We start from the raw sequence: 17802 nt of genomic DNA, 5'->3' as shown, positions 1-17802 counted from the left end.
TTCTAACTGCGCTATTTGGGCTTCTAAAGCATTTCTTTGACGAAAAAGATCCGCTTCTTTTTGATTATTTAGTTTTTGATTGGCTGCTGACTGCTCTAACTCATATTTTATTTTTTGTAGGCGGGCAATTTCTGGGTCTTTAGAATAGTTAATCATACCGAGTGAATAAGCGTCTTCACTGATACTTAGCGAGCTACTTAACAAAGGTGTTTTAGGAAGTTGAAGTTTTTCGCCACCTAAAGCAACACTAAAGTTCTCAGCTTTAAAATTAACGTCGGTGAGCCTTGCAATGTAATCCAATGGGCCATTTTTAACTTCGATACCTTTAAGCACAAGGTTGTCGTTGGCAAAGTTGAAAGTTACTTTCACCTTGGCTTTGGCTAAGTTTTTATCAAAATCTTCTGCTTGGTTAATAGGTACATCAATAGCTACCAACTCATTAAAACCGCCTTTACTGGCTTTGACTTGGGCAAAAAAACGCTCAGTTTCAGAATCGTATTTAGGGTTGCTAGCAAGGTAAGGCGTACCATAAACTTTTATATAAGCCCTGTGCATGGCTTCACTGGTTATTTCATCTAACTTTTTATAACGCTTAGCTACTTCATTATTATAATTGTCGGTTAGGCGTTTAACTTCTTGGTTATAAGCGGTTACTTCTTTGGCGTATTGTTTAGGTAAAGAATCTAAGAGTTTTTCTCTTTTCTTTTTTTCATTAGCAACACGCTTATCAAAATCGGCTATTTTTTCATATTTGCCTTTAACCAACTCTTGCGCCTTGGGTATTTCAGGTTCATTGGGTTCTTGCGGAAAAACAGGCTTAGCAACGTCTAGTTCCTGTTGAACTAGGTAGCTAGTTAGCACCTGAAATCTTTCTTGGTGGCTTAAAATATTTTTATATTCATCATCTTTAGCAGTGTCTTGTTCATTTTGAGTATTAACTTGATTGCTGGCACACCCACCAATAAGTAATAGTGCGACTGTAATTAAAAGCATTTTGTTTAACATTTTAAATCCATTTTGCAATTAGTAATAACTTACCTACAAACAGAAGGTTGGGCTTTACATAAAAATTCAAGGTTATTCTTTGCGTCTGCATGGCCTTGATCAGCACTAAGCTTATAAAGCCGTGCCGCCTCTTGGTTATTCTGCTTTACACCTTGGCCATATCGGTACATCCAGCCTAAATTAAATTGTGCAGTTGCATCGCCTTGATCAGCACTAAGCTTATAAAGCCGTGCTGCTTCTTGATAATCTTGCTTTACACCTTCCCCATATCGGTACATCCAGCCTAAACTAACTTGTGCACTTGCATAGCCTTGATCAGCACTAAGCTTATAAAGCCGTGCCGCTTCTTGGTAGTTTTGCTTTACACCTTGGCCATGGTAATACATCAAGCCTAAATTAACTTGTGCCCTTGCATAGCCTTGATCCGCACTAAGCTTAAAAAGCCGTGTGGCCTCATAGTAATCTTGCTTTACACCTTGGCCATATCGGTACAGCACACCTAAGTTAACTTGTGCACTTGCATAGCCTTGATCAGCACTAAGCTTATAAAGCCGTGCCGCTTTTTCGTAATTACCTGATTTAGCAGCTTCAAACCCTGTATTATAGTTTTCTACGGTAAGGTTTTTATTGTTTTTTAATTCTTTTAAATATTGTTGATATGATTTTTCTAGTGCAATAATCAAGTTATTGCTTACTTTGCCATCTTGAATTTTTAAGTTATCACGCTGATAGCTTTTTATTGCATGAGCTGTAGGAGGGCCATAATTTCCGTCTAAATCATTCAAGTAATAACCTAGCTTGTTTAGTAGTTGCTGTGTTTTAAGAGTATTAGCTTTTAGGTAACTATCAAGAACAGACTGGTACTCACTATCGCTTATTTTTTTTACTTTTTTTGTTGAATCAGTATCCCAAACCATCTCTGCTGCATTGAGCGACAGAGAAATTAAAAATAAGATTAGAATCCTTAAGTACATACGCTGGCGTCCCTTAATTTTTTAGCTTAGAGCATTTTTTATCTGATTTACGGCAAGCATTATGACTATAACCTAAACTTTTTTCCAACAGTGGTTATTAGAGGGCTTGCAGCGGTCGTCAACCCTCTTGAGAAGCGTGGCTATACTTTTTTAATGCTTTTTAAGTGAACATCTACCAGCTAGACTAAGAGGATACAGAAAAATAACCTAGCTAAGCTAGCAGGTTTAAAAAAGAGTTGAATTTTTAATCGCTAAGGAGAGCAGTATGCAAAATAAAGCTAGGCAATGTTTACAGCAAATGACCAACAACCCATTAGCCAGTTTTCATGATGGGCAATATGAATCAATTAATAAGCTAGTCACCAATAGCAGCAAAATGCTGGTTGTACAGAAAACTGGTTGGGGTAAAAGTGCGGTGTACTTTATTTCAACTATATTGCTACGAGAGCAAGGCAAAGGCCCTACCATTATTATTTCGCCCTTGATAGCACTGATGCGTAACCAGGTTATTAGCGCTGCTAAGCTTGGGTTAAATGTCATCACTATTAACTCATCATTAGACAAAACCGAGCGCCAGTACAACGAACAGCAAATTATTCAGCAAAAAGCCGATGCCATTATTATTTCACCCGAGCAGTTGGGCAATGATTGGTTTGTGCAAAACGTTTTAAGCAAAGTTCTATCCAATATTGGTTTATTTGTTGTTGATGAAGCGCACTGTATATCTGATTGGGGGCATGATTTTCGACCTGATTATCAGCGCATTGTTGGCATCATCCAAGCCATGCCAAAAAACCTGCCAGTATTAGCGACCACAGCAACTGCCAATGATCGAGTAATAAACGACATTCAGGTACAAATTGGTAGTGAAATGAAAACCTTGCGTGGGGCGTTAATGCGTGAATCACTGCGCCTACAAACCCTTCCACAAATGCCTCTGGCTGGTTAATACCCTACCCAAGTTACCCCACACGGGCATTGTGTATACCAAAACAACCCGTGATTGTGAACTGGTTGCCGACTGGCTTAAGCAACACGGCATTGACGCCAAAGCCTACCACGGCCAAGCTGATAACAATGAACGCCAAGCTTTGGAAGATGACTTAATTCACAACCGCCTTAAAGTGCTGGTTGCCACTTCTGCACTGGGTATGGGGTTTGACAAGCCCGACATAGGTTTTGTTATTCATTATCAAGCACCGGGCAACATTATTGAGTATTACCAGCAAGTAGGGCGAGCTGGGCGTGGCATTGATAATGCTTATGGTATTTTAATGATGGGTTATGAAGATGAAGTCATCCAAAACCATTTTATTCAAGCCGCTTTTCCTAGTGCAGAACAAGTGACTGAGCTTTTAAATGCGCTAGAAGATGCTGAAAACGGCTTAAAAAAAGCTGAAATGGAGCAACACACTAACCTTTCTTCATCGAATATAGACAAGGTGCTTAAATTTTTAAGCGTTGCTGATCCAGCACCCATTTATAAAGACAAGGCAACCTATTATCGCACCAGTACGGACTACACCCTGCCCCATGAGCGCATTGCACGCTTATCAAGCATTAAAAAAGATGAATGGTTGCAGCTATTAAGTTATCACCGCAGCACCGCTTGTTTAATGAAGTTTTTAGCCAACGCCTTGGATGATAGCTTTGCTGAAGATTGCGGTCAGTGCGCTAATTGCCTACCAAGTGAAAGTTTAAGCACGGCCGTAGCAGAGCATTTATCTGAAGCAGCTAAAGAATTTGCTAAACACCGCTACCTACCCATTCAGCCCAGAAAACGCTTTGGTGCATCAAAAGACATGACTTTAACCGCTTTTGCAACCTACCGTTTTCCTTACCAAGACACCAACCTTATTTCGGAACCCGGTCTGACCTTATCGCGCTGGCGTGATGGTACTTGGGGGAGCTTGGTTGCTGAGGGTAAAAAAGCCAATGCTTTTAGTGATGAACTAATCGCACCTATGGTTGCCATGATTCGCACACTACCCTTTACACAACAACCTAGGTGGTTAACCTATATTCCTTCTTTGCGGCGTGCAAACTCAGGGGCTGTTTACCCTGTCACCCTTACCAGTACCAGCGTACAAGGTTAAAATTAATGCATTACACAGAAACAGCCCAAGCCATTTTATTGCTTACCTGCTACTTCAATAAAAGTGAAGTAAAAGACGTGAGGCCTCTAACGCCTTTGCAATATTCACGTTTAGCGGTTTGGCTGCACCAGAATAACTACTCGCCAGCTAGCCTACTTAAAGGTGCTGAAAAGGTTTTAGCACACTGGCAAGACCCTAAACCTGGCGCTAAGAAAAACGAAATAACCACCGAGCGGTTAAAAAAATTACTAGCACGGGGTGGCAGCATGGCTTTTGCCTTAGAGCAGTGGACTAAGCAAGGCGTTAATCTAATTACTCGTGCCTGCGCTAACTACCCACAAAAAATTCGTGAAAAACTGGGTGATAATCGCCCGCCGGTGTTTTTCACTATCGGTAATTTAGCACTACTGAATCAGCCTGCTATTGGCTTTGTTGGCTCCCGTGAGATTACCCAAGACGATGAAAGCTTTACTCAAAACAAAGCTAAACTCGCGGTTTCACAAGGGTTTGTGGTGGTATCAGGTGGCGCTAAGGGCATTGACCAAACAGCCATGTTAACGGCTTTAGACGAAGGGGGTTCAAGCATAGGCGTGCTAGCAGACAGTTTATTACGCACATCAACCAGCAAAGCTTACCGTGAAGGATTGCGTGACAACAGACTATTGTTACTTAGCGCCTTTTACCCAGAAGCAGGCTTTAGTGTTGGTAATGCTATGGCAAGAAATAAATCCATTTATGCCTTGTCTGAAACAGTTCTTGTCGTTAAATCAGGTATTAAAGGCGGCACTTGGGAAGGCGCTAATGAAAACCTTAAACACCAGTGGTGCCCTTTGTGGGTGCGTAATAACGAGCAGTTAGGCAACCAAGAATTAATAAAACTTGGCGGCCAGCCTATGACCGAAGACTTTGCTTGTTTTAAAACAGCGCCGCCAGTTTTTACACAACCTGAGTCAGCCATAAATGATTTATTTGCTATACCAAATTCAACGGTTAATACACCTGAAAAAACCGTGACGCACATTAACCCCATTGAAATTTTTAACCAGCAAACGAAAGGCGCTTATATTGAAACCCAAGCAGAAGTTGACGCTTACTTAAAAGCCCTGAAAGAAGAATTACAAGCCGCTTTAGAGCAACAACAGCGTATAACTATGGGCTAAATTCAGTGGGTGGTTTAAGGATACCTATCCTAACTTAATGAGTTGCACTTGTTGGTTTAGCCTTAAAATTCAATTAAAAGGAAATAGCAGCGGTACTAATAATACTGTGGTTATTAATATCAACACTGTAAAAGGTACGCCAATACGTAAAAAATCACTAAAACGGTATTGCCCTGGCCCTAAAACTAGGGTGTTCACAGGCGATGATACGGGTGTCATAAAAGCCGCAGAGGCAGCAATGGCAACGGTCATGGCAAAAGCTGCTGGCGCAACACCAAAGGCATCGGCTGCTGCTATGGCAATGGGCGCAAAAAGTACCGCGGTTGCTGTATTAGAAATAAACAAACCCGTGGTTGCTGTCGCTATAAATAAGACGACCAAAATCACTCTAGGTGCAGAATTTCCAAACACATTCATCATGCCTTGTACGGCTAAGTCTATCCCGCCAGTTTTTTGTAAAGCAGCTGCAAAAGGAATCATGCCCACAATTAAAATTAGACTGGGCCAATGAATGGATTTATAGGCGCTGTCCATATCAATGCAGCGAAAAGCACCCATCAAAACACAGCCAATAATCGCCGCCAATACATTGGGTACTAGGCCGCTAATCATTAAGCCGACCATTACGGCTAGGCTAAACAAAGCGTAAGGCGCTTTATCTAAAGCTGGCGCACTGTTGTCTTTTTCAGCGGGTAAGTTTAAAACAATAAAGTCACGGCTATAAGTTTGCAAACGCTGAATGTTTTGCCAGCTACCCACCACTAACAAGGTATCACCCGCTTTTAATTCTTCATCAATCAGCAGGCCTTCTAAGGCGCTTTGTTGTCGTCTTAAACCAATGACGTTTAATTGACGGCGGGTACGAAAACCCAGTTCTTGAATGGTTTTACCTAACAAGCGTGAATCGGGCGGTAGCAACACTTCGGCTAAACCAAGACTGCGTGAATGTTCTGCAAAACAACTTTGCCTTAATATCAAGGGTTCAACACCCAGTTCAGCATAAGCACTGCTTAGGTCACAGTCTGGGTCAACCAAGCTCACCAATAACCAATCGCCTGCGCGTAAATCGGTGCTACCCGTTGCGCCTAATAACAAACGCCTAAAGTGCCTTTGCCGTTCAACTGCAATCACGTTAATACCATATTGACGACGCAATTTTAATTCGTTTAGCGTTTGTCCAACTAGGCTTGAATTAAGGTTAACTTTTAAACGTAATTGGCGGCCGTCCAAATTGTATTCACGCACTAAATCGGCAAGGGTGTGGCGGGGTTCACCGGCAGCAGCTTGGCTTTTTTCATTCACCAGCCACCGGCGAGCGATTAGCATATAGCCCATTCCCAAAACCAACACCACTAAACCGATTGGCGTGAAAGATAAAAAGCTAAAACCTTCATAACCATGCCGCACCAACTCACTGTGAATCACCATATTAGGTGGCGTTGCAACCAAGGTCAGCATACCGCTAATCAATCCAGCAAAACTGAGCGGCATCATTAACTTACTAGGGTGAATGTTGTTACGCGCACAAATACTCAGCACCACAGGAATAAAAATAGCTACAACACCGGTAGAACTCATAATTGAACCTAATCCAGCGACTGCCAGCATTAAATACACAATTAATTTGGCTTCACTGTTTCCTGAATGGTGAAGGAGTTTTTCACCAATTTGATACGCCACGCCGGTACGCACCAGCCCTTCACCCACAATAAAAAGGGCAGCAATCACCACCACGCTAGGGTCACTAAACCCAGTTAAGGCTTCGTGTACTGTTAACACGCCACTTAAAGGCAGTGCTAGCAAAACTAAAATAGCCACAACATCCATGCGGGGGCGGTTACGCACAAATAAAACAATGGCTAAAAATAATAGGCTTAAAACAAAAAATAAAGGTAAGTTCATGGTAGGGTCTAAAGGTAAACGAATGATAGGGTTAGAAATTTAAGCAAGTGTACTGTTTTTTTAACTGAGTTAAGTAAAGTAAAGTAACTTAAAGTAAGAACCTAGAAATCTTAACGCACATTTAAAATTTAATTAAGTAGGTATCTATGAATCGTCGTAAAAAAGCTAATCAAATATTAAAATCGCGTGCAAAAAAAGCCAATGCTAAATTAGTTTCATCCAACAAACCCAAATACATTAGTAAGGCTAAGCAAGTTGATTTGGCTATAGAAGAGGTAGGTGCATAGGTTAACGAGCTTGATGCGTAAATCAGATATTGTTGGGCAGAAGGTGCTTTTAGAGTCGGACGAGTCAGTCAAAAAAGACTGCTGATCAAGCTATGTACCCAAGCTAGCCACAATTTAAAATTGTGGCTAGCTTTCTTAGTTTTATTACTTATTCATGCTAGCTTATAAAGTGATATACACCCCAGTTGGTTTACCCTGTGCATTCAGCCCTAAAATTTGTAAGCTACCTTTCTTTTCAGGCCCCATTCCTGGTGAATTATAAGGCATACCTGGTAAGGAAAGCCCCTTAATATCAGGCTGCTCTTTAAGCATTTTTTCAATTGCTGCAACAGGCACGTGCCCCTCAACAACATAACCTTGAATTTCTATTGTGTGGCAACTAGCTGCTTTTAGTGTACCAAGCCGTTGTTTGACAAGTGTCATATTGGCATGGTTTTTAGAGATAACATTAAAGCCATTTTTCTCTAAATAATGGGCATATTCCACACAGCAACCACAATTAGGATCTTTGTGAAGGGTGGCATTGATGGGTGCTGCAATAAGTTGGCTACTAAAAATACTGAGTAGGCCAAGGTAGATAAAGCTAATAATATTTCTTTGCATTTGATTACTCCTGAATTATTAAAAAATAAACAATTAACACCCAGTTATTTTGGGTGGTGGTGTTTTAGGAGTAATTTCTATAGAGCTAAAGAAATAGCCTAGTAAGTTAATAGGGGTTGAGATTTGTTCAAATATTGCTAACTGAGGGGTGTCACACATAACATTGCTGCAACAATGCGCTACGCTGCTTATGCAATCAATTAAATGGCAAGGCTTGGTATTGGCATTAGGATTATGGTAACTATAACTGTCGGCGCTTTTGCAATTAAATACTGGTGTAGAAACCTGCTGTAGCGTGCTAAAAAACACGAGTAACAGCAGTAAAACAACTCGCCCTAATCGCTTACTAATAACCACTAGCGGCAAACCTCTTAGTTCGGTTAAATAGCTTGCTACTTAAACACATTTTTAGCTTAGTGACCAGTAGGTTTTAGAAGGCTTAGCAAGTTGAGTTAAAAGGGAAATACTATGCAGCGGTTGCCAATATTCTTGGCAAGACTTACTCAGAAATGAAAGCACTAGCTAATAACCTAGGTATTTAAACGCATTGATGGCAAGTCATTGGTTATAGACTCAGCAGCTTCCTTGCCAGAAAACATTCGGCTGGACTTCGAAGTTATGCAGCCAAAATGGTTTATTGGGGTTGAATAGTCGATGTTCTTTGAGTGTTTGAGAGAGTATTCTTTATGGCATTATGGTGCTTTTCCACCAAGTGTAAGGTGAATTTAGGAGGTGCTATGAAAGTTGATAGAATGAAAATAGATGAGCTTAATGCTTATTGTGTTTCTTTAGGAATTAATATTAAAAAGAAGAAAAAAGCAGAGCTAATTCAGGCGGTTTATGAGTATGAACGCGCTCTCATTAATAAGGCAATTTCAGAAGGGTGCTGCTTGAGCTTATTAAAAAATAAAATTGGTAAACTCGCTGATGAATATGCTGACAACCTAAAAAATAAAACAGTGGCTCGTAAGGAAGAAATGAAGGCTGATGATAACTCGCATTATCTGATTTATCGAGTTTTATGAATCTCTCATGAGGAAGGTATTCTTATTGATGAGTATCAAAATATTGGTCGCTTTCTGTATAACTATGCAGGTTCATTTTTAGAGGAAGCAGCCACAATGTGTATGTTTTTTTCAAACAGTGAAGGTGGTAAAGTTCTAGTAAAAAATACTATTGGAGATAAGCCTAAAAATTTTGAGATTGATTTTCTTAATGGTACAGATGCTGTAGAGATAAAATGGCGCGATGCTACAACGGATGGTGATCACATTACGAAAGAGCATACTCGTGTACAAGCTATCAAGTCTCACGGTTACAAGCCTATTCGAGTTATGTTTTATTACCCACTACGAGAGCAAGCTATTAAAATTCAAGAAACACTAAAAACCATTTATGCTGGTGTAGGTGGTGATTATTACGCTGGTGATGAAGCTTGGGATTACTTGGAAAAATTAAGCGGATATAATCTTAAAGCAATCTTAAAGCAATCTTAACTGAAATTGCTGAAAATAGAGATAAAGAGCTAACTAATGCTTAATAATATTTTATACGGTGATTGTTTAGATAAAATGAAGTTAATTGAGAGTAATTCAATTGATTTGATTTATTTGGACCCACCATTTTTTACTGAAAAAGTGCATACTTTAAAAAATCGTGAGCGCACTAAAAAATTTAGCTTTTGTGACAATTGGGGAAGTAATCAAAGTTATGCTGAGTTTATTAAAGCTCGAATAGAAGTAATGCACTCTTTATTAAAAGATAGCGGCTCTATTTTTGTTCATTGCGACAAAAATGGAGAGCATATTATTCGTGCAATATTAGATCACGTTTTTGGTGAAAATAATTTTCAGTCAGAAATTATATGGTCTTATAAAAGGTGGTCCAATTCAAAAAAAGGACTTCTTCCAAACCATCAAAATATATATTTTTACTCAAAGAGTAAGGATTTTAAATTTAACACTATTTATAAACCTTACTCTGAAACAACAAATATAGATCAAATTCTTCAGCGTAGAGCTAGGGATAAAAACAATAAAACCATATATGAAAGGGACTGCTCTGGAGAAGTGAAAAATGGAGATAAAAAAAAAGGAGTCCCATTAAGTGATGTTTGGGATATTCCTTACTTAAATCCAAAGGCAAAAGAAAGGGTAGGTTATCCAACTCAAAAACCTCTCTTACTTTTAGAGCAGATAATAGAACTTGTAACTTCAGAAGAAGACATTGTTCTTGATCCTTTTTGTGGTAGCGGAACTACATGTGTTGCTGCAACGCTTCTTAATAGAAACTACATTGGAATTGATGAATCCCTAGATGCTGTTGAGCTTAGTAAAGAACGCTTAGCCAATCCTATTAAAACAGAATCTAACCTTCTTAAGAAAGGGCGTGAATCATACTTAAATGCTGATGTTGATGCTCTTAGCTACCTACAAGATATAAACTTTAATCCAGTGCAAAGAAATAAGGGGATAGATGCGATATTAGTTGAGCAGTTTGAAGGGTCTCCGATACTAGTTAGAGTACAGAAGAAAGGAGAATCCTTGGAGCAGGCAGCGTCTTTCTTGAGTAAAGCAATGAAGACAAGAAAATCTAAAAAATCATTTTTAATAAAAACATCAAATAATGAAAATTTATTTGATGCTGTAATTAATTTTGATGGTATGGAGGTTGTTCTATCACCTGCCTTGCTTATAGCCGAACAAATCAACAAGAGCTAACAAGGCACTGCTGCTAGGCAATTTTTCTAGTTCAAAAGAGCGTCCACTTATAAACGTACCCCCAAGCGTTAAAACTTTAACCTTGGGGTTTTCTATCTATAAACCACTTCTACAAAAAAACCTACCCAGCCATCATGGCTATGCCTACTTTAGAGCGGTTGGGGCGGTTGATGGTTTGGCTAATCCAGTCGCCGGTGGCAGCTAGTTTTTCTAGGTCGATGCCGCTTTTTATACCTAGGCCATTTAATAGGTAAATCACGTCTTCACTGGCGACATTACCGGCTGCGCCTTTGGCGTAGGGGCAGCCACCTAAGCCAGCTACCGAGCTATCAATGACTGCTATGCCTTCTTCTAATACAGCATAAAGGTTGGCTAGGGCTTGGCCGTAGGTGTCGTGAAAGTGGGCGGCTAGCTTATTCATGGGAATGTGCTGGTTAACTGCTTCTAACATACGCTTGGCTTTAAGCGGTGTGCCTACACCTACGGTATCGCCAAGAGAAATTTCGTAGCAGCCCATATCAAACAAGATTTTACTCACTTCAGCGACTTTGCTAGGTGCTATGTCGCCTTCGTAAGGGCAGCCCATCACGGTTGAAACATAACCACGCACTGGAATGTTGGATTTTTTCGCCAGTTCTATAACGGGTGCAAAGCGTTCCAGTGATTCAGCAATGCTGCAGTTAATGTTTTTTTGGGTGAAACTTTCTGATGCGGCACCAAATACCGCTACTTCTTGAACACCGCACTCTAAAGCACTTTCTAAGCCTTTTAAGTTGGGCGTTAGTGCTGCATAGGTAATGCCTTTTCGACGTTGAATGCCGGTCATCACTTCACGCGCATCGCCCATTTGTGGCACCCATTTAGGTGATACAAAACTGGCGGCTTCTATGTAGCTAAGGCCGGCATCACTTAGCCGGTCGATTAGTTCTAGCTTAATAGCGGTGCTAACGGGATTGGCTTCGTTTTGAAGACCATCTCTAGCACCGACTTCGACTAATCTTACAAACTCTGGAAAAGCCATAATTTAAGCCTCTGCTGCTTCGTCTGCTTCAAATTTAAGCAGCTCTGCCCCTTGCGACACTAAATCACCGGCGGCAAAGAAGAATTCTGCCACTTTACCATCGGCTGGTGCGCTTAGGGTGTGTTCCATTTTCATGGCTTCAATAACAATCAGCGAATCACCTTTTTTAACTTCTGCACCGGCTTCAACCAGTAGCGTTACTACAGAACCGTTCATGGGTGCTGTTAGGCTGGCGGTGGCTTCTTCAAACTCGTGGCTGTCTAAATCAGGACGCAACCACTGGCAAGTGAAGTGTTCTTCGTTAGTAAATAGCGTTAGGGCATTATTTAAGTCAGCAACGTGAATGGTGCGGTGATGACCATTGACCACGGCGTTAAGGCAATCATCGGTTAGACAGCCTTCAACCAGCAACTTGTGTTCACCTACAAAAACTGTCCAGAAATTTTTGGCGCTGTTGCTTTTGGCGATAACACGAATGTCAACTGGCTCTTCTTGTCCTTCAACTGCAAAGCGTAGGTTTAAGCTAGGGTCGGTGTTCATTCGCCAGCCACCAAAACCGTGCCAAGGTGAATAAGGATCAATCGAATGCTTGGCTTCTGCTTGGCGTTCTTGGTCTAGCTTTAGTAGTGCATAAAGCGCGGTTAAAGCTAATAGATTGGGATTGTAGCTGCCGCCTTTTTTGGTGAAGAGTAGGTCTTCGTTGCGTTCAATAAAACCTGTGTCGACATCAAAGCGTTGGAAGGGTGCTGATTCTGCTAAACGTTTTAAAAAACGGGTATTGGTTTTTACGCCAGCAATGCGGTATTCACTTAACGCTTGTGCCATGCGGCTTAATGCAGCTTCGCGGTTAATGTCCCAAACAATTAGCTTGGCAATCATTGGGTCGTAATAAATGCTAACCTCATCGCCTTCTAACACACCCGTATCGACACGCACATGACGGGTTTCTGCTGGGGTGCGCACATAGCTAAGTGTGCCCGTTGCTGGTAAAAAGTCTTGGTCTGGGTCTTCAGCATAAATACGGGCTTCAAACGCATGGCCATGAATTTGTAAATCTTTTTGTTGCTTAGGTAATGGTAAACCAGCGGCTATTTTTAACTGCCAAGCCACCAAGTCTTCACCCGTAATCATTTCGGTGATGGGGTGCTCAACCTGCAAACGAGTGTTCATTTCCATAAAGAAGAAGCTGCCATCAGCATCTAATAGAAATTCGACCGTTCCAGCGTTTACATAGCCAATGGCTTGCGCGGCTTTAAGGGCGGCATCACCCATTTTGGCACGCAGTTCTTCGCTCATGCCCGGTGCTGGCGCTTCTTCAATCACTTTTTGGTGGCGACGCTGTACTGAACAGTCGCGTTCAAACAGATAAACACCGTTGCCTTGTGAATCACAGAAGACTTGAAATTCAACGTGGCGCGGTTTAACGAGGTATTTTTCAACCAGCATGGTGTCATCGCCAAAACCATTCATGGCTTCACGCTTGGCTGCGGCTAGGGCTTCGTCAAAGTCGCTGGCTTTTTCAACTATACGCATTCCCTTACCACCACCACCTGCAGTGGCTTTTAGTAGCACTGGGTAGCCAATTTTTTCGGCTTCAGCTTTAATAAGCTCAGGCGATTGATCTTTGCCGTGGTAGCCGGGTACTAGCGGCACACCGGCTTTTTCCATAATGATTTTGGCTGCAGATTTAGAACCCATCGCTTCAATGGCTTTAATGGGGGGGCCAATAAAGACAATGCCAGCGGCATCGCAAGCTTCTACAAATTGGCTGTTTTCAGATAAAAAACCATAACCAGGATGAATGGCTTCAGCGCCTGTTTGTTTAGCTGCTGCAATTACTTTATCTAGCATTAGGTAGCTGTCACGCGCTGGTGCTGCGCCTAAGTAAACGGCTTCATCGGCCATTTTTACGTGTAAAGAATCACGGTCGGCATCGGAGTAAACAGCAACACAGCGAATGCCCATCTGGTGGGCGGTACGTATTACGCGGCAAGCAATTTCGCCACGGTTGGCAATTAGGATCTTACGGAACATGGTGCGTTCCTCTTTAAGTCAAAAGGGTTAATTACTGCCATTTGGGCGAGCGCTTGGCAAAAAATGCACTCAGTCCTTCTTGGCCTTCGGCTGATACACGGATTTTGGCGATTAAATCGGTAGTGTAGTCTTGTGTTGTTAAGTCGGCTGGGCGGTCGGCAACAAAGTGAACTAGCGCTTTGGTGTGGGCGACGGCTTGCGGGCTATTGGCGAGCAAAACTTTTACCAGTTGTTCTATTTCAGCATCGAGCGCTTCTTCGGCAACCACTTCATCAACCAAGCCTAGTTGTTGGGCTTTTTCTACGTTTATCACTTCGGCGGTTAAGGCGTAGCGGCGCATGGCTCGCACACCTAAAGCTCTAACCACATAAGGGCTAATAACGGCGGGCGATAAGCCAATTTTTACTTCAGATAAGCAAAAACGGGCTTTGGGTGTGGCGACAACCAAATCGCAACAAGCGGCTAAGCCAACAGCACCACCATAGGCAGCCCCTTGCACACGGCAAATAGTGGGGCAGGGCAGGGTGTCGAGTTCGTGCATTAGTCTGGCGAGTTCTTGGGCATCTTTTTTATTTTCAGCTTGGCTGTATTCTGCCATGCGTTTCATCCAACCTAGGTCGGCACCGGCAGAAAAGCTTTTGCCTTCTGATCCAAAAACTAACACTCGGGCTTTTGCTTCTCGCACTATTGCTAGCTGATTAAGAATTTCTGCTATTAGGTGGTCATCAAAAGCGTTATGGATAGCTGGGCGATTAAGTGTTAAATAAGCCACGCCACGCTGGTCAATAGTTAGTAGAACGGGTTGATTAGTGGTGGTCATTTCATTTTCCTTTAGCTGCGCTTACATACGGAACACGCCAAAACGTGTTGGTTTATTAGCGGCATTTAATGAAGCTGAAATGGCTAAACCTAGAGTGTCACGGGTTTGAATGGGGTCAAGAATACCGTCATCCCATAAACGTGCGCTGGCAAAGTAGGGGTGGCCTTGGTGCTCGTACATTTCACGGGTGGGCTTTTTGAAAGCTTCTTCTTCTGCTTCAGACCATTCAGTGCCGTTACGCTCGTGCTGCTCACGTTTAACTTGCGCTAGTACGTTGGCAGCTTGTTCGCCACCCATCACCGAAATACGGGCATTCGGCCACATCCACATAAAGTTAGGATCATAAGCACGACCACACATACCGTAGTTACCCGCACCAAAACTACCACCAATTAAAATGGTGAATTTGGGTACTTGAGCACAGGCAACCGCGGTGACCATTTTGGCACCGTGTTTAGCGATACCTTCATGTTCGTAACGTGAACCCACCATAAAGCCGGTGATGTTTTGTAGGAACACAAGAGGAATGCCACGCTGAGCGCAAAGCTCGATAAAGTGAGCGCCTTTTTGAGCGGACTCTGAAAAAAGTACGCCATTATTGGCCAGAATACCGACTGGGTAGCCGTGAATACGTGCAAAGCCAGTGACTAGCGTTTCACCGTACCAACGTTTGAATTCATCAAACTCTGAACCATCAACCACACGGGCAATGACTTCACGTACATCGTAAGGTTTGCGAAGATCTGTGCCGACTATGCCGTAGATTTCTTCTGGGTCGTAAAGCGGTGGGCGTGAAGGTTGAATGTCGAGTTCACCCAGTTTTTTCCAATTCAAGCGGCTAACGGCACGGCGTACTAATTGTAGGGCGTGTTCATCGCTTAGGGCGTAGTGATCGACCACACCAGAAATTCGTGCGTGAACATCAGCTCCACCTAGGTCTTCAGCCGTTACAACTTCACCTGTGGCAGCTTTTACCAGTGGTGGGCCGGCTAGAAAAATAGTGCCTTGTTCTTTAACGATAATGGATTCATCCGCCATGGCCGGCACATAAGCACCACCGGCAGTACAAGAGCCCATAACCGAAGCAATTTGTGGAATGCCTTCGCTAGACATAGTCGCTTGGTTGTAGAAAATACGCCCGAAGTGATCTCGGTCGGGGAAAACTTCATCTTGGTTGGGTAGGTTAGCACCGCCGGAATCGACTAGGTAAATACAGGGTAGGCGGTTTTTGCGAGCAATTTCTTGTGCTCTTAGGTGCTTTTTAACGGTTAGCGGATAATAAGTACCGCCTTTGGTGGTGGCATCGTTGGCTACAATAATGCACTCCACACCAGAAACACGGCCAATGCCGGTTATTATACCGGCGCTGGGTACAAAATCATCGTACACATCAAGGGCGGCAAGTTGTGAAAACTCTAAAAAAGGTGCGCCTTGGTCAAGTAGGCGTTCAATGCGTTCACGCGGTAAAAGTTTGCCACGGCTTAGGTGACGTTCTTGTGCTTTAGCGCCACCACCTTGTTTTACTTCGCCTAATTTTTTGTGCAAATCGGCAATTACTTCACGCATAGCGGCTTCGTTTTCAGCAAACTGCGGCGCTCGGGTATTTACCTGCGTTTTAATCACAGTCATTTCAGTGATCCTTTTATTGTAATAGTGCAGCTGGGTGGCTTCGATTAGAGTGTAGCTGCTGTTTGGTGGCGAGTAGGTCGACCCTTTAGGGCGACAAAGACAAAGCTTGTCAGCCTAAAGACTGACCTACAAAACCACCTATCTGTGTAATCCGTGGCTAAAAGCAGTTCGTTTGAGGCTAGCGAGACTCGTTAAAAATCTCACGCCCAATCAACATGCGACGTACTTCACTGGTACCTGCGCCAATTTCGTAGAGTTTGGCATCTCGCAGTAAACGACCCGTAGCATATTCATTGGTGTAACCATTACCGCCAAGCAGTTGAATAGAATCCAAGGCAACCTGAGTCGCTTTTTCAGCACAATAAAGAATAACGCCAGCAGCATCTTTGCGGCTGACTTCGCCACGGTCACAACCTGCCGCAACAGCATATAAATAAGCGCGGCAAGCCGTCATGGTGGTGTACATATCGGCAATTTTGCCTTGCACTAACTGGAATTCACCAATGGACTGATCAAACTGCTTACGTTCGTGAATATAAGGAACCACGATATCCATAGCCGCCTGCATGATGCCGATAGGACCAGCAGCTAAAACAGTACGTTCAAAATCTAGGCCGCTCATGAGTACACGAACACCTTTACCCACTTCACCGAGTACGTTTTCTGCAGGCACTTCGCAATCTTGGAAAACTAATTCACAAGTGTTAGAGCCACGCATACCCAGTTTGTCTAATTTTTGGTGACGTGAAAAACCGGGCGAATCGCCTTCAACGATAAACGCGGTAATGCCTTTAGAACCAGCAGAGGTGTCGGTTTTAGCGTAGATAACAAAGGTGTGAGCATCCGGACCATTGGTGATCCACATTTTGTTACCGTTTAGAATGTACTTGTCACCTTTCTTGTCGGCACGTAGTTTCATGCTGACTACGTCTGAACCGGCATTTGGCTCAGACATAGCCAAAGCACCAATATGTTCGCCAGAGCAAAGTTTAGGTAGGTATTTTTCTTTTTGCGCTTGCGTGCCGTTAATTTTAATTTGGTTAACACAAAGGTTTGAATGTGCGCCGTAAGACAAGCCAACCGAAGCTGATGCACGAGAAATTTCTTCAACTGCGATAGAATGTGCTAAATAACCCATGCCAGAACCACCGAACTCTTCAGGAACGGTGATGCCTAGTAAGCCCATATCACCGAATTTTTTCCAAAGATCCATAGGGAATTCATTGTTTTTGTCAATTTCAGCCGCGCGTGGTGCAATTTCCGCAGCAGCGAAAGCATTAATAGATTCGCGCAGCATATTTAAGTCATCGTCCAAACCGAAGTTCATATCTTTAAAAATGGATTGCATGGTGTGTCCCTCTGCTGGTTTTGGTATAAATAAATTGCTTTGTTTTTAGTTAATTAACTTTAGGGTAAGTTGACGTTAACGTAAAGTTAAATTTTCTGAATGAATCGTCATTTACTCATAAAAACCAGAAAACCCTAGCCTGAGTGTTGTTATTTTGTTGTTCTAGTCATAATCTATCCAACTCAAGCAATATTGCCATTGAT

General features: G+C 42.5%; 14 protein-coding genes and 1 pseudogene. 6 read left to right on the top strand and 9 right to left on the bottom strand.

Annotation, left to right across the window (positions count from 1 at the left end; genetic code table 11):
• Together VJY63_RS04405 and VJY63_RS04400 are read right to left on the bottom strand one after the other, a co-directional pair.
• Positions 1–1005: hypothetical protein (locus VJY63_RS04405; RefSeq protein ID WP_324048541.1), on the bottom strand; the 1005-nt coding region annotated here is incomplete at its 3' end.
• 29 nt (positions 1006–1034) lie between these two features.
• Positions 1035–1922 (bottom strand): peptidoglycan-binding protein, encoded by an 888-nt coding sequence (locus tag VJY63_RS04400; RefSeq protein ID WP_324048540.1) that lies wholly within the window; start codon positions 1920–1922, stop codon positions 1035–1037.
• Positions 1923–2244: 322 nt separating this feature from the next.
• Between VJY63_RS04400 and VJY63_RS04395 the strand changes: the two genes are divergently transcribed.
• From VJY63_RS04395 to VJY63_RS04385, 3 genes are read left to right on the top strand one after another with little or no spacing between them, the layout of a single operon-like run.
• Entirely contained in the window at positions 2245–2928 is a 684-nt protein-coding gene (locus VJY63_RS04395; RefSeq protein ID WP_324048539.1) for a DEAD/DEAH box helicase, read from the top strand.
• Positions 2879–4075, top strand: coding sequence for a helicase-related protein (locus tag VJY63_RS04390; protein ID WP_324048538.1), 1197 nt, complete (start codon positions 2879–2881; stop codon positions 4073–4075). Before VJY63_RS04395 ends, VJY63_RS04390 begins: the two co-directional genes overlap by 50 nt.
• Before the next feature lie 5 nt (positions 4076–4080).
• Positions 4081–5235, top strand: coding sequence for a DNA-processing protein DprA (locus tag VJY63_RS04385; protein ID WP_324048537.1), 1155 nt, complete (start codon positions 4081–4083; stop codon positions 5233–5235).
• Between the two features lie 69 nt (positions 5236–5304).
• On the opposite strand, the gene VJY63_RS04380 is transcribed toward VJY63_RS04385, so the two are convergent.
• Positions 5305–7137 carry an SLC13 family permease gene (locus VJY63_RS04380; RefSeq protein WP_324048536.1) on the bottom strand — a complete coding sequence of 611 codons (1833 nt, stop codon included), beginning with the start codon at positions 7135–7137 and terminating at the stop codon, positions 5305–5307.
• 146 nt (positions 7138–7283) lie between these two features.
• Here VJY63_RS04380 and VJY63_RS04375 point away from each other — a divergent pair, with 146 nt between their 5' ends.
• Positions 7284–7424 (top strand): DUF2986 domain-containing protein, encoded by a 141-nt coding sequence (locus VJY63_RS04375; protein ID WP_324048535.1) that lies wholly within the window; start codon positions 7284–7286, stop codon positions 7422–7424.
• 162 nt (positions 7425–7586) lie between these two features.
• Here the strand turns inward: VJY63_RS04375 and VJY63_RS04370 are convergent, their stop codons facing one another.
• Entirely contained in the window at positions 7587–8027 is a 441-nt protein-coding gene (locus VJY63_RS04370; protein ID WP_324048534.1) for a DUF411 domain-containing protein, read from the bottom strand.
• Between the two features lie 686 nt (positions 8028–8713).
• Here VJY63_RS04370 and VJY63_RS04365 point away from each other — a divergent pair.
• Together VJY63_RS04365 and VJY63_RS04360 are read left to right on the top strand one after the other, a co-directional pair.
• Positions 8714–9523, top strand: a pseudogene (locus VJY63_RS04365) (ApaLI family restriction endonuclease).
• 36 nt (positions 9524–9559) lie between these two features.
• Positions 9560–10747, top strand: a complete 1188-nt coding sequence (locus VJY63_RS04360; RefSeq protein WP_324048533.1) for a DNA-methyltransferase — start codon at positions 9560–9562, stop codon at positions 10745–10747.
• A 121-nt stretch (positions 10748–10868) separates the two neighbouring features.
• Here the strand turns inward: VJY63_RS04360 and VJY63_RS04355 are convergent, their stop codons facing one another.
• From VJY63_RS04355 to VJY63_RS04335, 5 genes are all read right to left on the bottom strand, one after another.
• Complete coding sequence (locus tag VJY63_RS04355; RefSeq protein ID WP_324048532.1) at positions 10869–11768, bottom strand: hydroxymethylglutaryl-CoA lyase; 900 nt, start codon at positions 11766–11768, stop codon at positions 10869–10871.
• Between the two features lie 3 nt (positions 11769–11771).
• A complete protein-coding gene (locus VJY63_RS04350; protein WP_324048531.1) occupies positions 11772–13802 on the bottom strand; it encodes an acetyl/propionyl/methylcrotonyl-CoA carboxylase subunit alpha in 2031 nt (676 codons plus the stop codon).
• Positions 13803–13833: 31 nt separating this feature from the next.
• Positions 13834–14622: an enoyl-CoA hydratase-related protein gene (locus VJY63_RS04345; protein WP_324048530.1), complete on the bottom strand. Its 789-nt coding sequence runs from the start codon at positions 14620–14622 to the stop codon at positions 13834–13836.
• 21 nt (positions 14623–14643) lie between these two features.
• Positions 14644–16251: a carboxyl transferase domain-containing protein gene (locus VJY63_RS04340; RefSeq protein ID WP_324048529.1), complete on the bottom strand. Its 1608-nt coding sequence runs from the start codon at positions 16249–16251 to the stop codon at positions 14644–14646.
• Positions 16252–16429: 178 nt separating this feature from the next.
• Positions 16430–17599: an isovaleryl-CoA dehydrogenase gene (locus tag VJY63_RS04335; protein ID WP_324048528.1), complete on the bottom strand. Its 1170-nt coding sequence runs from the start codon at positions 17597–17599 to the stop codon at positions 16430–16432.
• Positions 17600–17802 lie beyond the last annotated feature (203 nt).

This window comes from Marinospirillum sp. (assembly GCF_035271045.1).
In the GTDB taxonomy this organism is placed as follows: Bacteria; Pseudomonadota; Gammaproteobacteria; order Pseudomonadales; family Halomonadaceae; genus Marinospirillum.
This window is presented reverse-complemented; position numbering and strand designations above follow the sequence as displayed.